The organism is Streptomyces sp. NPDC006552 (genome assembly GCF_040611655.1).
Classification (GTDB): domain Bacteria; phylum Actinomycetota; class Actinomycetes; order Streptomycetales; family Streptomycetaceae; genus Streptomyces.
Map to the genome: position 1 here is coordinate 1 of NZ_JBEXOS010000096.1, position 20,653 is coordinate 20,653.

Here is a 20,653-nt window from a genome sequence, read left to right on the forward strand (position 1 = left end):
GTGAGGCAGACGGGTTTCTCCAGGAAGACGCAGATGCCGCGGCGCAGCAGTGCGGCGGCGACCTCGGCGTGCAGGTGGTTGGGGACGGCGACGACGGCGAGGTCGACCGTGTCCGGGGTGAGCGCGTCCACCGTGGCGTGCACGGGCAGGCCGGGGACCGCGGCCAGGGCGGCGCCCGGCGGCGGCGCGGGGTCGACGGCGGCCACCACCTCGAAGCCGGGGTGCCGGGCGAGGCGGGGCAGCCACAGTTCGCGGCCCGCCCAGCCGAGCCCGACGACGGCGGTCCTGACGCTCATGCCGCGGCCACGGCGGCCGCCACGATCTCGGCCGTACGGTGGATGGCCGGCTCGTCGGCGAGCAGTGTGCGGTGGTGCAGCCAGACGCTCTCCCGGCTGATGGCCTCGGTGTGCGGGCAGCGTGCGGCGATCTGCTCCGGGGTCTCGTCGGGGGCGCCCATCTCCCAGAAGGCGTCGGTGCGGTAGATCGCGCGGAAGCCCGCGAAGGCCGGCACACCGGCCGCCACGAGCCGGTCGACCAGGGCGTTGCGGGCGTCCTCGCCGAGGCCGGGGACACGGAACATCGCCATGTAGTGGGAGGGGAAGTCGGTGCGCTCGTCGGGGCGCTGCGGGTCGATGCCGTCGATCTTCTCCAGGAGCGGGGAGAGCACGGCCCAGCGCTCCTGCCGGGTCCTGATCTGCCCTTCGAGGCGGCCGAGCTGGGCGCGCAGGACGGCGGCGGAGAACTCGTTGAGCCGCAGGTTGGAGCCGGCGATCTGGTGCTTGTAGTGGCGGTCGGTGCGGGGCCGTCCGCAGCTGTGGCGCAGGAACGCCTTCTCGTACAGCTCGGTGTCGGGGAACAGGACGGCGCCGCCCTCGCCCGCGGTCATCAGCTTGCCGTTCTGGAAGCTGAACGCGGCGACCGAGCCGAGTTCGCCGACGCGCTTGCCCTGCCAGCGGGCGGCGTGCGCGTGTGCGGCGTCCTGGAGCAGCGGGACGCCGGTGTCGGCGGAGAGCTTGCCCAGGGCGTCCATGTCGGCCAGGAACCCGGCCATGTGCACCGGCATGATCACCCGGGTGCGCTCGGTCACCGCCGCCGCGGCGGCCGCCACGTCGATGTTGTACGTGTCCGGGTCGACGTCCACCGGGACGGCGACGGCCCCCAGGCGCTGCGCCGCCTGCGAGGAGGAGATGAAGGTGAAGGCCGGGACGATGACCTCGCTGCCCGGGCCGACCCCCATGACCTGGAGGGCGAGTTCGAGCGCGTGGGTGCCGTTGGTGACGGCGAGCGCGTGCGGAGCGCCGTGGAACTCGGCGAACTCCCGCTCGAAGGTGTCGACTTCGCTACCGCCCATCCGCCACCACTGGCCCTGTTCGAGCGCGCGGACGAGCCCTTCCCGCTCGGCGGCGTCGTACTGCGGCCACTGCGGGTACTCCGGCGCCTGGTGCACGTTCATGATTCTCCAAAGGATTCGGAAATGGGCTCGGCGGTCTTCACCGAAGGTCGAAGAAGGCTCTGTAGGAGCTCAGTTGGCCTTCGAGCATGTGGATTCCGTGGTGGATCCGATGTCCTCGTGCGGCGGCCTCGCGCAGCAGCCGGGTCTCGCGCGGCTTCATGATGATGTCGGCGACGACGCAGCCCGGGGGCAGGCCGTCGAGCGGGAACGGCAGGGGGTCGTCGGCGCGCAGGCCGAGCGGTGTGGCGTTGACGGCGAGGTCGGCGCCGTCCAGCCGGGGGGCGGCCTGGGTGCGGACGCGGCCCGGCCAGTGCGCGTCGAGCCGGGCGGCCAGCGCGGTGAGCCGCGCGGTGTCGGTGTCGTGCAGGGTGAGCCGGTCGACGCCGGCCGCGAGGAGCGCGGCGGCGATCGCGCTGCCGGCGCCGCCCGCGCCGACGAGCACCGCACGGGCGCCCTCGGGTGTGTGGCCCGCGCCGGTGAGGCCCGCCACGAAGCCCGATCCGTCGAAGTTCTCGGCGAGCCAGGCGCCGTCGGCCTCGCGGCGCAGTACGTTCGCGCTGCCGACGACGGACACGGCCGGGCCGCACCGGTCGGCGAGGGAGGCCACCGCCGCCTTGTGCGGCACGGTGACGAACATGCCGTCCAGGTTCGCCACGCGTTGCAGCCCGCGCACGACGGACTCCAGGTCCCGCGGGCGTACATGTACGGGGACGACGACGGCGTCGATGCCCAGCTCGGTGAGGACCGGATTCATCAGGGTGGGTGCCTGGACCTGGGCGACGGGGTCGCCGAGGACGGCGTAGAGGCGGGTGGTGCCCCGGACGGTCGGCCCGGCGGGCGGGGTGGTCATCTCAGCACCGCCTTGCGGGGTTCGAGGCAGGCGGCCGCCGACTCGGCGGCGCGGTGGGCGAGTTCGTGTGCCTGGGCGGCGTTGAGGCGGGGGTCGCAGGCGGTGCGGTAGCGGGTGGGCAGGTCGGTCTCGGTGAGTGCGCAGGCGCCGCCGACGCACTCCGTCACGGGGTCGCCGGTGAATTCGAGGTGGAGTCCGCCGGGGTGGGTGCCCACCTGGCGGTGCACCTCGAAGAAGCCCGCCATCTCGTCGGCGATCGCGTCGACGTCGCGCGTCTTGTACCCGTTGGCCGACGTGTAGGTGTTGCCGTGCATCGGGTCGCACTGCCAGACCACTTCGTGGCCGGAGGCGGCGACCTTCTCGACGATCGGCGGGAGCACGGAGCGGATGCGGGTGTGCCCCATGCGGCTGATCAGGGTGAGCCGTCCCGGTTCGGCGTGCGGGTCGAGTCGGCGCACGTACGCGAGGGCCTCCTCCGGGGTCGTGGCCGGGCCGAGCTTGAGGCCGACGGGGTTGGCCAGGAGTTCCGCGAGGGCGAGGTGGGCGCCGTCGTGCTGCCGGGTGCGCTCACCGATCCACAGGAAGTCGGCGAGGCCGCTGAGCAGGCGCGGCTCGGGTCCGCTGTCGTCCAGCCGCAGCACGGACCGCTCGTAGTCGAGGAGCAGTGCCTCGTGGCTGACGTACACGTCGCCGGCCCCGGGCAGGGCCCCGGCGCCGAGGCGGCCGATCAGTGCCGTCGTCCGGGCCGCGTCGGCGTGGGCGCGCAGCATCCGGCCGGGGTCGGGGATCCGGGCGGCCGAGGTGGCCTCGGCGGAGTGGACGAGGTCGCCGCGGTAGGAGGGCAGGCCCCCGGCGTCCACGTCGTGGGAGCGGGGCTTGGCGTACTGCCCGGCCATCCGGGCGACCTTGACGACGGGCAGGCCGGTGCGGTCGGCGAACACGCCGGCCATCTCGACCAGGGTGCGCAGGTTCGCGGTCTTGTGCGCGTCGGTGTTCTCGGCGAAGGTCTCGGCGCAGTCGCCGCCCTGAAGAAGGAACGCCTCGCCGCGGGCGACCGCCGCGAGGTGCGTGCGCAGCCGTGCCGTCGACGCCGCGGTGACGACCGGCCCGGCGCGGTGCAGCGCCGCCACGACCTCGGCGGTTCGGCGCGGGTCGGGCCAGCGCGGCTGCTGCGCGGCGGGGCGGGCCAGCGCCCGCGCCAGCCGGGCGGCGAGCGCGGGGCCGGCCGGCGGCTGGGTCAGCACGGCGCCGCTCCGGCCGTGACGGGGTCGACGAGCGCGGCGAGCGGCGCGCGCGGCATGGCGTCGAGGACGCGCGCGACCACCTCTTGCGGGACGTCGCCCACCAGTTCCGCGCCCCGCGGCCCGTCGAGGGCGAACGCGAGTCCGCCGGACGCCTTCTTGTCGTGCCGCATCAGGGCGATCAGGGCCTGCGTCCCGGTCTCGGCGGGCACCGCGGTGGGCAGTCCGTAGGACCGCACGACGTCCAGGTGTTCCGCCACCCGGGCCGCGCCGATGCGGCCGAGCGCGCCGGCGAGCCGGCCGGCGAAGACCGTGCCGATGGCCACCGCCTCGCCGTGGCGCAGCCCGTAGCCGGTCGCCTTCTCCAGCGCGTGACCCAGCGTGTGGCCGTAGTTGAGGATGTGGCGCAGGCCGGTGTCCCGCTCGTCGGCCTGTACGACGCGGGCCTTGAGCCGCACACTGGCGGTGATCTGCTCGGCGAGCGGCAGGCCGCGCAGGTCCGGGGCGCCGATGAAGTGGCAGCGGGCGATCTCCCCGTAGCCGTTGCGCAGCTCGCGCGGGGGCAGCGTGGCGAGGTAGTCGGTGTCGCACAGGACCGCGCTGGGCTGCCAGTACGTGCCGACGAGGTTCTTGCCCTGCGGCAGGTTCACCGCGGTCTTGCCGCCCACCGCGGCGTCCACCTGGGCCAGCAGCGAGGTGGGCAGGTGCACCACGGGCACCCCCCGGTGGTAGAGGGCGGCGGCGAGACCGACCACGTCGGTCGTGGTGCCGCCGCCGCACGAGACGACGACGTCGGACCGGGTGAGCCCGAAGCGGACGAACTCGCCGCACAGGGCCTGCACCGTGGCGAGCGTCTTGTCGTCCTCACCGTCCCGCGCCGGGAGCAGCAGGGTCTCCACCCCGGTGTCGGGCACCCATTCCGCCGGCCGTGCCGAGACGACGACGGCCCGTGCGGCACCCAGCCGGCGGACGGTCCCGGCGAGGGACGTGCGCACCCCGGGGCCGATGAGCACCTCGTAGGCATGGCCTGGCAGGCGGAGCGGAATGGTCGCCATGACGTCGCTACCGGCCCGCCGTCACCCGCAGGACGCGGGCCTCGGACCGCTCCTTGCGGTCGCGCTCGTCCAGGTGCGGGTAGGAGGGGCAGCCGTAGACCCGCTGGAACGGCTCGAAGGTGTCCCACTCCTTGCGCCGGCGCATCTCGGCGGCCACCGAGTTGTGCTCGCTCCAGAAGTCGCCGCCGATGAGGCGGATGAGGTACTTCTCCAGGGTGTCGCGGTCGGTGGAGCGCGCGGCGTCGGCGGCCATGGCGACGAGTTCGCCGTCGTAGTAGGCGTGGATGAGGCGGATGTAGGTGTCGTAGCCGGTCTTGAAGTAGTTGGCGTACCGGTCGAGCAGGCGCTCCTCGGCCGACGGGTCGGTCAGGATCTCGTGCAGGGTCTCGGCGGCGCGGACGGCGGTGGCGGTGGCCACCAGGACGCCGCCGGAGAACATCGGGTCGCCGAAGCAGCCGGCGTCGCCGACCATGAGCCAGCCCGGTCCGGTGACCGTGTCCGTGTGGTAGCAGTAGTCGGTCTCGATCTTGAGGTCCATGGCGGGACGGGTCCCGGTCAGCCGCTGGGTGACCCGCGGGACCCGGGCCAGGTGCTCCTCGAAGACCTTCTCCGGTGTCGAGCCGCGCAGTACGTCGCGCGGCATGACGGTGCCCACACTGATCGTGTCCTTGGTCAGCGGGATCGCCCAGACCCAGCCGTCGTCGTGGGCGGCGACCTGGATGTCGCCCTCGACACCGGGGTTGTGGCGCTCGTCGAGCCCCGCGTAGTGCCGGAACACGGCGACCATGCGCAGCTTCTCCAGGGTCTTGCGCAGCCCGAAGCGGTGGGCGATCTTGCCGGTGCGGCCGCTGGCGTCGACCACGTGCGAGGCGTGCGCCTCGTGGCTGACACCGTCGTGCTCGTAGCGGACGCCGACCATCCGGTCGCCCTCCATCAGCAGCTCGCCCACATTGGCGCCGAGGACGACCCGGGCGCCGGCGGCCGCGGCCTGCTCGGCCAGCATCCGGTCGAAGCGGGCGCGCTCGACCTGGAAGGCGTTGTCGTGCCGGCCCTCGCCCTGCTTGGTGAAGTCCGCGCGGAAGACGCCCTCGAAGAACTTCTTCTCGCTCGGGTCGATGAACTCGCCGCCGAACTTGGGCACGTAGCCCTGGGAGGCCACCACCTCGCGCAGGCCGATCCGCTCGAACAGGCCCATCATGTACGGCAGGAGGGACTCCCCGATGTGGAACCGGGAGTTCAGCTCCTTCTCCAGCAGCAGCACGGAGTGCCCCTGCCGGGCGAGCATGTACGCGGTGACCGCACCGGCCGGGCCTGCGCCGATCACGATCACATCGGCTGTTTCCTTCGCCATCGTTTTCCCTCTCTGGTGCCAATTGGTCGGACGTCGACCGGGTGGGAGGTCCGGGGTACTCGGTGTGCGCGTCACCCGAAGGAGTCGGACAGCAGGTGGGTGACCAGCCGCTGGTGCTCGGCGTCGTCGGTGATGGTGCGGATCTCTTCGCGGCCGTCGCGCACGGTCAGGTGCCGGCGGCCCTTCAGGACGACCTGGCCGTCGTCGAGGGTCCGGCCGCACAGGATCTTCGTCCCGTCCTGCGGTCCGGTCTCCGCCGCGATCTCGCGGACGAGGAACTCCTCCATGTCCTTCCAGTCGCTCCACTGCCGGGGGGTCGTCGAGAAGCTGTAGACCACGCTCCACCGGGTGATCCTGCCGCGCCGTTGCAGAGCGGTCCTCGATCCGCGCTCGACCAGCCGGTACTGGCTGCCGTACTGGCTCTGCACCGCGTCGCAGACCCGCAGCGGCTCGACGTAGGAGGGGCCGGGGTAGCCGACGTCGACGAGCCACTGCCCGCCGTCCAGGCCGACGCGGAGGAACATGTGCTCCACGTCGAGGCCGGAGGCCTCCCAGCCCTCCGCGGTACTGGCCGCCAGCAGCGTCACCCGGTACCCCAGTTCGGTCAGGAGCCGGGCGAACAGGCGGTTCAGCTGGAAGCAGGTGCCGCCGCGGCCCTGCACGACGCACGTCTCGAACGCGGCGTCCTCGTCGAGCTCGACGAGGCGGAGCCCGTCGCTGAAGTCCTGCGTGGCGCCGTTGTAGGGGATGGCCATCAGGTGGTTCTTGTGCAGCTTGCGCAGCGTCGCGAGGTCCGTGCCGGTCTCCCCGGCGCAGCCGATCCGCCGGAGATATGTGTCGACGTCGAACACGTTTCTTCACCTTCTTCCACAGGGAGTTCGGGCACCGCAGGTCCGGGGCGGGGGCTCCGGCGGCGCGCGGGTCAGACCGCCACCGGTCGGGCCGCTTCCTCGCCGCACAGCAGTACGTGCAGGTGGGCGGCGAGCATGCCGGCCGTCGGGTAGTCGAAGACGAGGTTGGGCGAGAGCTTGTGTTCGGTGACGTCGCGGAGCCGGTTGCGGAGTTCGATCGAGGTCAGCGAGTCGAAGCCGACCTCGAACAGCCCCTGGTCCGCGTCGATCCGGTAGGAGGCGCCGTGCCCGAGGACCGCGGCGACCTGCGTGCGCACCAGGTCGAGCAGGACCTGTGCCTGCTCGGCGCGCGAGGCTCCCGCCAGCTGTTCCGCGAGGGCCCGGCCCTGCTCGTCGGCGCGCGCCGCCCGGGCCTGCTGCCGGCCGGTGCGGACCAGGGCGCGCAGCATGTGCGGCACTCCCCCGTCGGCGGCGGCCTGCTGCCGCAGCGAGCGCAGGTCCAGCTTGGCGGGGACCAGCTGGGCGCGGCCGGCGGTGAGGGCCGCGTCGAAGAGCGTCATGCCCTCGTCCTGCGTGAGCGCCTGGAGGCCGCCGCGCCGGTTCATCCGCTGCCGGACGACGGCGTCGGTGCCGGCCGCCATGCCGCCGCCGGTCTGCTCCCACAGGCCCCAGTCCAGTGCGAGTCCGGGCAGTCCGGCCGCGCGGCGCCGGGCCATCAGGCCGTCGAGGTAGGCGTTGGCGGCGGCGTAGCTGCCGCTGCCCGCGCCCATGAAGACGGCCGAGACGGACGAGTAGACGACGAACGCGTCCAGGTCCAGGCCCCGGGTCAGCTCGTCGAGGTGGCGCACCGCGTCGACCTTCGGCGCGAAGACCTTCGCGAGGCGTTCGGGGGTCAGCATGGCGATCACGCCGTCGTCGGTGACGCCCGCGGTGTGCACGATGCCGCGCAGGCCGGGCAGCGCGGCAAGGAGCGTCGCCACCTGGCCGCGGTCGGCCATGTCGCAGGCCACGACGGAGACCGCCGCGCCCCGCCCGGTCAGCTCGGCGACCAGCTCCGCCGTCCCCTCGGCCGCCGCGCCACGGCGGCTGGCGAGGACCAGGTCGCGGACGCCGTACCGGTCGACGAGATGCCGGGCCACCAGGCCGCCGAGCGATCCGGCGCCCGATACCAGCACGGTCCCGTCCGGCCCGAACACCGGCGCGCCGGCCCCCGGCTTGCCGGTCACCCGGGCGAGCCGCGGTACGGACAGTGCCGTGCCGCGCACCGCGACCTGCGGCTCGCCGGCGGCCAGCGCCGCGCCGAGGACGTGGGCGAGTTCCCCGGCGCCGGGGTCGGCCTCCGGGGCGGTGTCGACCAGGACGATGCGGTCGGGGTTCTCGGCCTGCGCCGCGCGGACCAGGCCCCACACCGCCGTACCGGCCGGGTCGCTCACGCCGCCGTCCCCGGCGGGGACGGCGCCGCGGGTGACCACGGCGAGCCGTGTCTCCTCCAGGCCGGGCCCGTCCAGCCAGCACTGCACGACTTCCAGGACGCGGGTGACGACGTCGAGCACGGCGCTCTCGCCCTCGCCGCCGACGGCTCGCACGACGGCGACGGCCGGGGCTTCGGCGGCGCCCGACTCCACGTCGTCGGCGAGCGTCGCCACGTCCTCCGCGGTGGCCACGAGGACCCATGACGGGAGGGGCTCCGCGCCCCGCAGGGACAGCAGTTCGGGCCACTCGACGTGGTAGAGCGAGTCGTGGCGCGGTGCGCCCGCCGCCGCGTCCAGCTGCCCGGCCGAGACCGCCCGGGAGGTCAGCGACTCCATCGACACGACCAGGGCGCCGGTCTCGTCCGCGGCGGCCAGGGACAGCGCGTCGTGTGCGGGCCGCGCGATCCGCACCCGCAGCACCGAGGCGCCCGCGGCATGCAGCACCAGCCCGTTCCAGGCGAACGGAAGCCGCAACTCCTGCTCGCCGCCCGCGGGTTGGCCCTCCAGTCCGTCGGCAGCGTCGGCGCCCGCGCCTGTCATCCGCAGCAGCGGCGAGTGCAGGGCGGCGTCGAGCAGCGCGGGGTGGATACCGAACCCTGCGGCCTGCGCGCGGTGCTCCTCGTCCAGGGCGACCTCGGCGAACGTCTCCTCGCCGCGCCGCCACAGCGCGCGTACGCCCTGGAAGGCGGGACCGTAGCCGTAGCCCACCTCGGTGAGCTTCTCGTAGCCGCCCGCGGTCTCCACACGTTCGGCGCCGGGCGGCGGCCAGGCGGTGAAGTCGAAGTCGTTCACGGTGCGGGGGGCCTGCGCCGACAGGGTGCCGCTGGCGTGCCGGGTCCAGGCGTCGGTGCCGCTGTCGGCGTCCTCGCGCCGCGAGTACACCTCCACGGTGCGCGCGCCGGTCCCGTCCGGTCCGCCCACGGCGACCTGGACCCGTACACCGCCGTGCTCAGGCACCACCAGCGGCGCCTCGATGACGAGCTCCTCCAGGACCCCGCAGCCGGCCTCGTCACCGGCCCGCACGGCGAGCTCGACGAGCCCGGTGCCCGGGACGAGGACGACGCCGCCGACCCGGTGGTCGGCCAGCCAGGGGTGCGTGGCGAGCGAGAGCCGGGAGGCGGCCACGAGCCCGTCGGACTGCGGCAGTTCGACCACGGCGCCGAGGAGCGGATGGTCGGTGCCGGCGAGCCCGAGCGAGGTCGCGTCGGTGACGGCCCGTGCCGTGCGGAGCCAGTAGTGCTGGTGGTCGAAGGCGTACGTGGGAAGGGCGACCGCAGCCTGACCGGCCGGGAGCACCCCGCTCCAGTCCACGGGCACGCCGGTGACGAACAGCTCGGCCATGGAGGTCAGCAGCCGTCGCAGACCGCCGTCGTCACGGCGCAGCGAACCCGTCACGACCACATCCGTGCCACTCTCGTCGGCGGTCTCGGTGACCGGTTGGACCAGGACGGGGTGAGCGCTGATCTCGACGAACGCGCCATAACCCTGCTCCAGCAACCCGGCCACGGCCGGACCGAAGGCGACCTGACCACGCAGATTGCGGTACCAGTACGCGCCGTCCAGCACCCCGGGCTCATCCACCCAGCCGCTGGTGACGGTCGAGTAGAACGGCACCAGGGGCGCCTGCGCCTCGACCCCCGCCAACGCCTCGCTCAGCACCGTTTCGATGTCCTCGACGTGGCGGGTGTGGGAGGCGTAGTCGACGGCGACCCGGCGCACCCGCACACCATCGGCGGAGAACGCCTCCAGTGCCTCGTCCAGTGCTTGGGCGTCACCGGCAATCACGACGGACGAGGGGCCATTGACCGCCGCCACCTCGACCCGGCCGGACCAGCGGCCAAGACGAGCCACCGCGTCGACCTCGCTCAGCGCGACCGAAGCCATCCCGCCACGACCAGCCAACTGTGCAGCAATGGCCTGGCTGCGCAGAGCCACGACCCGGGCCGCATCCTCCAGGGACAACGCCCCGGACACACAAGCCGCCGCGATCTCACCCTGCGAGTGCCCCACCACCGCATCCGGCAGCACACCCACCGACGACCACACCGCCGCCAGACCCACCATCACCGCAAAACTCGCGGGCTGAAGCACATCAACCCGCTCCAACAACCCGGGCTCGACCTCACCCCGCAGCACATCAACGAGCGACCAGTCGACGTAGGGTCCGAGCGCTGCCGCGCACTCCGCGATCCGCTCCGCGAACACGGGAGAGGAGTCCATCAACTCCCGGCCCATACCGGCCCATTGCGAACCCTGACCCGGGAACACCCACACGACCTTGCCCGGCCCCCCGGAGACGCCGACCTTGCCCGTGACCAGGCCGGCCGGGCTCTCGCCGCGTTCCAGTGCCCGCAGTCCGGCCGCCGCCTCCTCGTCCGAGCCGGCCACCACCACCGCGCGCTCGCCGTGCAGGGCCCGGTTCGCGACGAGTGCCTGGGCGACCGCCGGGAGTGCCGGTGCGCTCTCGCTCTCCACGTATGCGGCGAGCCGTCCGGCCTGCCCGGCGAGGGAGGCCGTGGCGCGCGCGGAGACCACCAGCGGTACGGCGCCGGACGCCTGCGGCACGGCACGGGCCGGTTCGCGCGGCGCCTCTTCCAGGATCAGGTGTGCGTTCGTCCCGCTGATCCCGAACGAGGACACACCGGCTCGGCGCGGACGGCCCTCGCGCGGCCATTCCCGTGCTCGCGTGAGGAGTTCCACCGAGCCCACCGACCAGTCGACCTGGGACGAGGGCGCGTCCACGTGGAGGGTGGGCGGCAGCACACCGTGGCGCAGTGCCTGCACCATCTTGATGACGCCGGCGACGCCCGCGGCGGCCTGCGTGTGACCGATGTTCGACTTCACCGAGCCGAGCCACAGCGGCTGCTGGGGGTCGCGGTCCTTGCCGTACGTGGCGAGCAGCGCCTGTGCCTCGATCGGGTCACCGAGGGCCGTGCCGGTGCCGTGGCCCTCGACCGCGTCGACGTCCGCCGTCGAGAGGCCCGCTTGGGCCAGGGCCTTGCGGATGACGCGTTGCTGCGAGGGGCCGTTCGGTGCGGTGAGGCCGTTGGAGGCGCCGTCCTGGTTGACCGCGCTGCCGCGCAGCACCGCCAGGACGTGGTGACCGCGTTCGCGGGCGACCGACAGGCGCTCCAGGACGACGAGGCCGACGCCCTCGGACCAGCCGGTGCCGTCGGCGCCGTCCGCGTACGCCTTGCAGCGGCCGTCGCCCGCCAGGCCGCGCTGGCGGGAGAACTCCACGAAGCTGACCGGTGTCGCCATGACGGTCACCCCGCCGGCGAGCGCCATGGAGCACTCGCCCTGGCGCAGTGCCTGGGCCGCGAGGTGCATCGCCACCAGCGACGACGAGCAGGCCGTGTCGACCGTGACGGCCGGGCCCTCGAGGCCGAAGACGTACGAGACGCGGCCCGACGCCACGCTCGACGCGGTGCCGGTGCTCGCGAACCCCTCCAGCTCCGGGGCGACGGCTCCGGCGCCGTACCCCTGGTTGGAGACGCCGGAGAAGACGCCGACGTCCGTGCCCTTGATCCGGGCCGGGTCGACGCCCGCGCTCTCCAGGGCCTCCCAGGAGGCTTCGAGGAGCAGGCGCTGCTGCGGGTCCATGGCGAGGGCCTCGCGCGGCGAGATCCCGAAGAACGCGGCGTCGAAGTGGCCCGCGCCCTCGACGAAGCCGCCCTGGCTGGCGTACGACGTGCCGGCCGTGTCGGGGTCGGCGTCGAAGAGGGTGTCCAGGTCCCAGCCGCGGTCGGCGGGGAAGTCCGACATGCCCTCACGGCCCTCGTGCACCAGCCGCCACAGCGAGTCGGGGCCGGTGACGCCGCCGGGCAGCCGGCAGGCCATGCCCACGATCGCGATCGGCTCGTCCGGGTCCGCGGCCGCGGCGACCGGCGCCGCCGGGCTGCCGGACGCGGCCGTGTCCGCGAACTCCTCGCGCAGGTATCCGGCGAGGGCCTGCGGGGTCGGGTGGTCGAAGATCAGTGTCGCCGGGAGTTTGAGGCCGGTCGCCTCGCGCAGCCGGTTGCGCAGTTCCACCGAGGTCAGCGAGTCGAACCCGGCTTCGTTGAACGCCGTGTCCGCCCGTACGTTCCCGGCGCCGCTGTGGCCGAGGACGAGCGCCGCCTGGGTGCGCACCAGGTCGAGCAGGAGCGCCTCCCGCTCGGCCTCGGCGAGACCCGCGAGGCGGTGCGGCAGGTCGCTGTCCGCGCCGGTGGCGGTCCGCGCCTGCTGGCGGCCCGCGGGGACGAGGGTGCGCAGCAGGTGCGGGACGGGGGTGCCGGAGGCGGCGCCCGCCCGCGCGCCGCGCAGGTCCATCTTGATCGGGACGAGCAGGGCGCGGCCGGAGGCGAGGGAGGCGTCGAGCAGGTCCATGCCGTCGGCCGGGGTGATCGCCAGGACCCCGCCGCGGCCGGCCCGCGCCTGGTCCGCGTCGCCGAGGTGGGCGGTCATGCCGGCGTCCTGCTCCCACAGGCCCCAGGCGAGGGAGAGGCCGGGCAGTCCGGCCGCGCGCCGCTGGGCCATCAGGCCGTCGAGGTAGGCGTTGGCGGCGGCGTAGTTGCCCTGGCCCGCCGAGCCGAACACGCCCGAGGCGGAGGAGAACACGGCGAACGCGTCGAGGTCGGCGCCGCGGGTCAGTTCGTCGAGGTGGCGTACCGCGTCCACCTTCGGCGCGAACACCTTCGCGAGGCGTGCGGGGGTCAGCGTCCCGATCACCCCGTCGTCCAGGACGCCCGCCGTGTGGATGACGCCGCACAGCGGGTGGCCGGCGGGGACCGCGGCCAGCAGGGCCCGTACCTGGTCGCGGTCGGAGACGTCGCAGGCTTCGACGGCGACCGTCGCGCCGAGTCCGGTCAGCTCCGCGGCCAGTTCGGCCGCTCCGGGTGCGCTCCGGCCGCGGCGACCGGCGAGGACGAGGTGGCGGACGCCGTGCCGGGTGACCAGGTGCCGGGCGACGAGCGCGCCGAGGGAGCCGGTGCCGCCGGTGACGAGGACCGTGCCGTCCGGGGTGAACAGGGTTTCTGCCGTGGGGAGTTGCGCGGTGGACCGGGTGAGGCGGGGGGCCGTGAGCGTCCTGCCGCGCACGGCGAGCTGCGGCTCCCCGAGGGCGAGGGCGAGGCCGAGCACGGGCGGGGCGCCGTCCGCGGCGGCCGGGTCGGTGTCGAGCAGGACGATCCGGTCCGGGTTCTCCGCCTGCGCGGCCCGCACCAGACCCCACACGGCCGCACCGGCCGGGTCGCTGACCGAGCCGTCACCGGCGGGCACCGCGCCCCGCGTCGCCACCACGAGCCGGGAGTCGTCGGGGCCGTCGGCGGCCAGCCATGCCTGCACGGCCGCCAGCACCCGTGCGGTCAGGGCGAGGGTGGCGTCCGCGCCGTCCCCGCCGACGGCCTCCAGGACCGCCACCCGGGTGTCCCCCGGGTCGGCGGTCAGGGTTGTCACGTCCTCGGCGGTGGCCACGGAAGCCCACTCCGGCGTGGCCGGCGGCGGGGTGTCCAGCGGCAGTTCGCTCCAGTCGACCTGGAACAGGGTGTCGGTGAGCGCCGTGCCGGCGGCGGTCTCCAGCTGCCCGGCGGAGACCGGCCGGGACACCAGGGAGTCCAGGGTGACGACGAGGCCGCCGGTCTCGTCGGCCGCCTCCAGCGCCACCGCGCCGGGCCCGGCGGAGGTCAGGCGGATGCGCAGGGCGTCGGCGCCCCCGGCGTGCAGGGACAGTCCGTTCCACGCGAACGGCAGGACCGGCTGCCCGCTCTCCTCCCCGGCCGGGTCGGTCGCGGCGCCGGCCATTCCGGCGTGCAGGGCCGCGTCGAGGAGCGCCGGGTGGAGCCCGAACCGGCCCGCGCTGTCCCGGTGTTCGGCGGGCAGGGCGGCCTCGGCGAACAGTTCGTCGCCGCGCCGCCAGACCGCGCGCAGCCCTTGGAACGCGGGGCCGTAGCCGTAGCCGCGCGCCACGAGACCGGCGTAGAAGCCGTCGACGTCGACGGGCCGGGCGCCGGGCGGCGGCCAGGCGGTGAAGTCGTACGCCGGGGTCCTCGCCGGCGGAGGGGCCGACACCGTGCCGAGCGCGTGCCGGGTCCAGGTCTCGCCGTCGCCGGTCACGTCCTCGCGCACGGAGTGGATCTCGACGGGGTGGGCGCCGGTGCCGTCCGGCGCGCCGACGGCGACCACGACACGGACGCCGCCGTGTTCGGGCACGACCAGGGGCGCTTCGACGACGAGTTCGTCCAGGGTCCCGCAACCGGCCTCGTCACCGGCCCGCACGGCGAGTTCGACCAGGCCGGTGCCCGGGACGAGGACGACACCGCCGACGGCGTGGTCGGCGAGCCAGGGGTGCGAGGTGAGCGCGAGGCGGGCGGTGAGCACCACGCCGTCGGAGTGCGGCAGCCGGACCACGGCGCCGAGCAGCGGGTGTCCGGCCGCGGCCTGCCCCAGGGAGGCGGCGTCGGTGGCGGCGCCGGCCGTCCTGAGCCAGTAGTGCTCGTGGTCGAAGGCGTACGTCGGCAGGTCCACGGGGGCCGCCGGGGCGGTGGCGGGGAGCAGCCGGCCGAGGTCCACGGGCACGCCGCGCACGAAGAGCGCGGCCAGCGCGGCGAGCAGGCTCTGCTCCTCGGGGCGGCCGTCGCGCAGCGCGGCCACGCAGGTCGCTTGCGCGCCCGCGGCGGTGGCGCTCTCCTCGACGAGCCCGGTCAGGGCGGCGCCCGGGCCCAGCTCCACGAAGAGGGTGCCGCCGCAGTCGACGGCCGCCGCGATGCCGTCGGCGAACCGCACGGGGCGGCGCACGTGGTCCGCCCAGTACTCCGGTGCCGCCAGTTCACCGGGTCCGGCGAGACGTCCGGTCACGTTCGAGACCACCGGGATCAGCGCCTCGTGCCACTCCAGGCCGGCCAGTTCCGCGGCGAAGGCGGCCCGCATGGGCTCCATCCGCGCGGAGTGGAACGCGTGCGAGACCGTCAGCCGCTTCGTCTTGCGGCCCTGCTCGCGCAGGTGTCCGGCGGCCGCGAGGACCGCGTCCTCGTCGCCGGAGAGGACCACGGAGGTCGGGCCGTTGACCGCCGCGACCTCGACGCCCGCGCCGAGCAGCGGGGCGACGTCCGCCTCGCTCGCGGCGACCGCGACCATCGCGCCGCCCGGCGGCAGCGCCTGCATCAGCCGGCCGCGCGCCGCGACCAGCCGCGCCGCGTCGGCCAGGGTCAGGACGCCCGCCGCGTGGGCGGCCGCGATCTCGCCGATCGAGTGGCCGACGACCAGGTCGGGACGGACGCCCCAGGATTCCACGAGCCGGAACAGAGCGGTCTCCACGGCGAACAGGCCCGCCTGGGTGAAGACCGTCTGGTGCAGCAGATCCTGGTCCGGCAGCTCCGTGCCGTCGCCGGTCCGGCCCAGGATCACGTCGCGCACCCGGTGGCCGACGCGGCCGGCGAGGGCGGTGTCCAGGTGGGCGCAGGCCTCGTCCAGGGCGCGGGCGAACACCGCGTGCCGTGCGTACAGTTCGCGGCCCATGCCGACGCGCTGCGAGCCCTGGCCCGGGAAGACCCAGACCACTTTGCCGGGGGCGCCGGGGCCGGCCGCCCTGCCGGTCACGGCCTGGGCCGGGCGCTCGCCCCGCGCCAGCGCGGCAAGCGCGGCGCGGGCCTCGTCGTCCGAGCCCGCCAGGACCACCGCCCGCTCCGGCAGCAGGGCCCGCTCGGTGAGCAGGGCGCGGGCCACGTGCGGCAGCGGCACCTCGCCGGCGCGCTCGACGAACGCGGCGAGCCGCTCCGCCTGGCCGGCCAGGGCCCCTTCGCTGCGGGCCGAGACGACCAGCGGCACCACGCCCGCGGCCGCCGTCTCCGGCTCGGCGGGCTCCGGCACCGTCTCCTGCGGCGCCTCCTGCGGTGCTTCCTCCAGGATCAGGTGCGCGTTGGTGCCGCTGATGCCGAAGGAGGAGACGCCCGCGCGGCGCGGGCGGCCCTCGCTGGGCCAGTCCCGGGCCTCGTTGAGCAGCTCCACCGCGCCCGCCGTCCAGTCGACCTCGGTCGTCGGCACGTCGGCGTGGAGCGTGGGGGGCAGCACTCCGTGGCGCAGCGCCTGGACCATCTTGATGACGCTGGAGACGCCCGCGGCGGCCTGGGTGTGGCCGATGTTCGACTTCAGCGAGCCGAGGTAGAGCGGTCTGCCCGGATCGCGGCCCTGCCCGTAGGTGGCGAGCAGCGCCTGCGCCTCGATCGGGTCGCCCAGCGCCGTGCCGGTGCCGTGGGCCTCCACGACGTCGACGTCCGCCGCGACCAGGCCGGCACCGGCCAGGGCCTTGCGGATGACGCGCTGCTGCGAGGGGCCGTTCGGCGCGGTCAGGCCGTTGGAGGCGCCGTCCTGGTTGACGGCACTGCCGCGCAGCACCGCGAGGATCCGGTGGCCGCGTTCGCGCGCCTGGGAGAGCCGCTCCAGGACCACCACCCCGGCGCCCTCGGACAGGCCCATGCCGTCGGCGCCGTCCGCGAACGCCTTGCAGCGCCCGTCGGAGGCCATGCCCTGCTGCCGGGAGAAGACCACGAAGGTGCCGGGCGTCGCCATCACCATCGCGCCGCCGGCCAGCGCCAGCGAGCAGTCGCCCTGGCGCAGGGCCTGCGCGGCCAGGTGGATGGCGACCAGCGACGACGAGCAGGCCGTGTCCACGGAGACGGCCGGCCCCTCGAAGCCGAGGACGTACGACACCCGGCCCGACGCCACGCTCGACGCCACGCCGGTACCGGTGAAGCTCTCCAGCTCGGGCGCGACGCCACCGGCCCCGGAGCCGTACCCCTGGCTGGAGACTCCGGTGAAGACGCCGACGTCGGTGCCCTTGAGCGAGACCGGGTCGATGCCCCCGTGTTCCAGCGCCTCCCAGGAGGTCTCCAGGAGCAGCCGCTGCTGGGGGTCGACGGCCAGCGCCTCGCGCGGCGACATCCCGAAGAAGCCGGGGTCGAACAGGCCCGCGCCGCGCAGGAATCCGCCCTGGTCGGTGTAGGAGGTGCCGGGGTGGTCGGGGTCCGGGTCGAAGAGGCCGTCCAGCTCCCAGCCGCGGTCGTCGGGGAAGCCCGACACGGCGTCGCCGCCCTCGCGCACCAGCCGCCACAGCTCCTCGGGGCCCGTCACGCCGCCCGGCAGCCGGCAGGCCATCCCCACGACGGCGATCGGCTCGCCCGCGTGCGAGGCACCCTGCTTGCGCAGCTGGTGCAGTTCGGTGGTGACTCGCTTGAGGGTGCTGAGGAGTTGTTCGTCCGTGGCCATGCTTCAGTCCTCACGAGAAGGTTGATGGAGCCGGATGCCCTGTACCGGATTCACACGAGCCCGAATTCCTCATGGATGAAGTCGAGGACTTCGTCGGCCGACGCGGATTCCAGCTTCTCGGCCACCGTGGAGACGTCCGTCCGCTCGACGGCCCCATTACACCGGGCGACCAGCCCCTGGAGGCGGAGCGCGATACTCGCCCTCATGGCATCGTCGAGGGATACGGCAGCAATCAACGACTCGACGTCTTCTATCTTCGTGCTGACCCGGGTGAACACGTCGTCGCCGACGCCGAGTTCGCCCCGCAGATAGCGGCTGAGCACGAGCGGTGTCGGCTGGTCGAAGACCAGCGTGGCGGGCAGCCGCACCCCGGTCGCCTCCCGGAGCCGGTTGCGCAGTTCCACCGAGGTCAGCGAGTCGAAGCCGACGTCCTTGAACGCGGTGTCCGGGCGGACGCCGTCCGGACCGCTGTGCCCGAGCACGGCCGCGGCCTGGGTACGCACCAGGTCGAGCAGGAGCGCCTCCTGCTCCTCGTCGGTGAGCCCGGCCAGCCGGCGCGTGAGCCCGCTGTCCTGCGCCCCGGCGGCGCGGGCCTGCTGCCGCCCCGCCGGCACGAGGCCGCGCAGCAGCGGCGGCACCGTGCCGCCGGCCGCCGCGTCCGCGCGGACCGCCCGCAGGTCCAGCCTGACCGGTACGAGGAGCGACTCGGCGGTGCCGAGCGCCGCGTCGAACAGGGCCGTTCCCTCGGCGGGTTCGAGGGCCACGACGCCGTCCCGGCTCGTCCGCCGGCTCATGCTCGCCTGGTCGGTGGTGCTGAGGTGGGTGGTCATGTTGGTGGCGTACGCCCAGGTGCCCCAGGACAGCGAGAGCCCGGGCAGCCCGGCCGCGCGGCGCTGCGCCATCAGGCCGTCGAGGAAGGCGTTGGCGGCTCCGTAACCGCTGCTGCCCGCGCCCAGGAAGACGGACGAGGCGGAGGAGTAGACGATGAACGCGTCCAGGTCCAGGCCCCGGGTCAGCTCGTCGTAGTGCCGTACGGCGTCGACCTTCGGCGCGAACACCCGCGCCAGGCGCTCGGGCGTCAGGGAGCCGACGAGTCCCGCCTCGAAGACGCCGGCGGTGTGCACGAGGGCGGTCAGCGGGTGCGCGGCCGGTACCGACGCGAGCAGGGACTCCACCTGGTCCCGCTCGGAGACGTCGCAGGCGACGACGGAGACCGCCGCGCCGTGCCCGGTCAGCTCGGCGACCAGTTCCGTCACGCCGTCGGCGGCGGGTCCGCGGCGGCTGGCCAGCATCAGGTGGCGCACGCCGCGCGCGACGACCAGGTGCCGGGCGATGAGCTCACCGAGCGAGCCGCCGCCCGAGACGAGGACGGTCCCCTCCGGGTCGAAACCCGTTGTCCCTTCGGGTAGTTGACCGGACTCGGCGCGGGTGAGCCGGGGTACGTGCAGGGCCGTGCCGCGCGCCGCGAGCTGCGGTTCGCCGGTGGCCAGGGCCGCGCCCAGGACGCGGTCGAATTCGGAGCCGGGGCCGACGCCGGTTCCGGTACGGGTGGCGGTGCCGGTCTCCGCGTCGAGCAGGACGATCCGGTCCGGGTTCTCGGCCTGCACGGCACGGACCAGGCCCCACACCGCGGAGCCGGCCGGGTCGCTCACCACGCCGTCTCCGGCAGGCACGGCGCCCCGGGTCACGACGACGAGCCGCGCGTCCTGCGGACCGTCCGCGTCCAGCCACGCCTGCACGACGGCGAGGACCCGGGAGGTCAGCGTCAGCACGGCAGCGTCGCCGGTACCGCCGACGGCTTCCAGGACGGCCACCGCCGCGGTCCCGAGGGCCGGTGCCGCGTCGGCCACGTCGGAGGCCGGTGCCGTGATGTCGTCCGCCGTGGTCACAGGCGTCCACACCGGCGCCGCCACCGGCCCCTGGCCCAGGGGCAGTTCGGTCCAGTCCACCCGGTACAGCGAACCGGCGACCGCGGTGTCCGCCGCGGTGTCCAGCTGCTCGGCTGAGACCGCGCGCGACACCAGGGAGTCCATCGTCACGACCAGCGCACCGGTCTCGTCCGCAGCGTCGACCGAGAACGCGTCCTGTCCGGCGGGCGCGACGCGCACCCGCAGCGCGGAGGCGCCCGCGGCGTGCAGCACCAGGCCGTTCCAGGAGAACGCGAGCAGCGGCCGCCCGGCCTCCTCCCCCGCCCCGGCGTCGGCGGGCGGCCGGAACGACCCGGTCTGCAGGGCCGCGTCGAGCAGGGCGGGGTGGATGCCGTACCGGTCGGCTTCCTTGCGTTGCTGCTCGTCCAGGGCGACCTCGGCGAAGAGTTCGCCGCCGCGCCGCCAGACCGCGCGCACGCCCTGGAAGGACGGGCCGTAGTCGACCCCGTGCTCGCGCAGTCCGTCGTAGAAGTCACCGACCTCGACGGGTTCGGCGCCGGGCGGCGGCCAGGCGGTGAAGTCGAAGGCGATGGACGGTTCCGTCGAAGCGGCGGTCAGTGTGCCGGTGGCGTGCCGCGTCCACGCCGCGTCGTCCTCGGTGGTGTCCTCGCGCTGGGAGTGGATCTCGACAGCGCGTGTGCCGTTCTCGTCGGGGGCGCTCAACGCGACCTGGACGCGTACGCCACCGGCCGCGGGCACGATGAGCGGCGCCTCGATGACGAGTTCCTCCAGCACACCGCAGCCGGCCTCGTCACCGGCGCGCACGGCCACCTCGGCCAGGCCCGTGCCCGGCAGCAGCAGCATCCCGCCGATGGCGTGGTCGGCCAGCCAGGGGTGGGTCGTGAGCGAGAGGCGCGAGGTGAACAGCAAGCCGCCGCTGTGCGGCAGCCGCACCATGGCACCGAGCAACGGGTGACCGGCTCCGTCGAGCCCGAGCGAGGTCGCGTCACCGGCGGCCGCGGTGGCCTGGAGCCAGTAGTGCTGGTGGTCGAAGGCGTACGTGGGGAGGGCGGGGCCGGTGGCCGGTGTTCCGGCGGCGGGCAGGACGCCGTCCCACTTGACTTGGACGCCGCGCACGAAGACCTCGGCCATGGACGTCAGCAGCCGTCGCAGGCCACCGTCGTCCCGCCGCAGCGAACCCGTCACCACCGCGTCCACGCCACTGTCGTCAGCGGTCCCGGTGACCGGCTGGACCAGGACCGGATGAGCACT

General features: G+C 74.6%; 9 protein-coding genes. All 9 read right to left on the bottom strand.

Going from position 1 to position 20,653, the window contains the following annotated elements; genetic code table 11:
- Positions 1-296, bottom strand: a 296-nt coding sequence (locus ABZY33_RS33700) for a Gfo/Idh/MocA family oxidoreductase (protein ID WP_356495519.1), incomplete at its 3' end; no start/stop codon positions are given.
- Positions 293-1,453, bottom strand: coding sequence for a DegT/DnrJ/EryC1/StrS family aminotransferase (locus ABZY33_RS33705; RefSeq protein ID WP_356495520.1), 1,161 nt, complete (start codon positions 1,451-1,453; stop codon positions 293-295). The genes ABZY33_RS33700 and ABZY33_RS33705, both read right to left, overlap by 4 nt.
- 37 nt (positions 1,454-1,490) lie before the next feature.
- Positions 1,491-2,303, bottom strand: a complete 813-nt coding sequence (locus tag ABZY33_RS33710) for a ThiF family adenylyltransferase (protein ID WP_356495521.1) — start codon at positions 2,301-2,303, stop codon at positions 1,491-1,493.
- Positions 2,300-3,547 (bottom strand): 3-deoxy-7-phosphoheptulonate synthase, encoded by a 1,248-nt coding sequence (locus ABZY33_RS33715; protein ID WP_356495522.1) that lies wholly within the window; start codon positions 3,545-3,547, stop codon positions 2,300-2,302. The genes ABZY33_RS33710 and ABZY33_RS33715 overlap by 4 nt, the downstream gene beginning before the upstream one ends.
- Positions 3,541-4,599, bottom strand: coding sequence for a 3-dehydroquinate synthase family protein (locus tag ABZY33_RS33720; protein WP_356495523.1), 1,059 nt, complete (start codon positions 4,597-4,599; stop codon positions 3,541-3,543). The genes ABZY33_RS33715 and ABZY33_RS33720 overlap by 7 nt, the downstream gene beginning before the upstream one ends.
- Before the next feature lie 7 nt (positions 4,600-4,606).
- On the bottom strand, positions 4,607-5,950 hold the full coding sequence (locus ABZY33_RS33725; protein WP_356495524.1) for an NAD(P)/FAD-dependent oxidoreductase: 1,344 nt from the start codon (positions 5,948-5,950) through the stop codon (positions 4,607-4,609).
- A gap of 71 nt (positions 5,951-6,021) precedes the next feature.
- Positions 6,022-6,801 carry an arylamine N-acetyltransferase gene (locus ABZY33_RS33730; protein ID WP_356495525.1) on the bottom strand — a complete coding sequence of 260 codons (780 nt, stop codon included), beginning with the start codon at positions 6,799-6,801 and terminating at the stop codon, positions 6,022-6,024.
- 71 nt (positions 6,802-6,872) lie between these two features.
- On the bottom strand, positions 6,873-17,513 hold the full coding sequence (locus ABZY33_RS33735; RefSeq protein ID WP_356495526.1) for a type I polyketide synthase: 10,641 nt from the start codon (positions 17,511-17,513) through the stop codon (positions 6,873-6,875).
- Positions 17,514-17,563: 50 nt separating this feature from the next.
- On the bottom strand, positions 17,564-20,653 hold a 3,090-nt coding region (locus ABZY33_RS33740; protein WP_356495527.1), incomplete at its 5' end, for an SDR family NAD(P)-dependent oxidoreductase.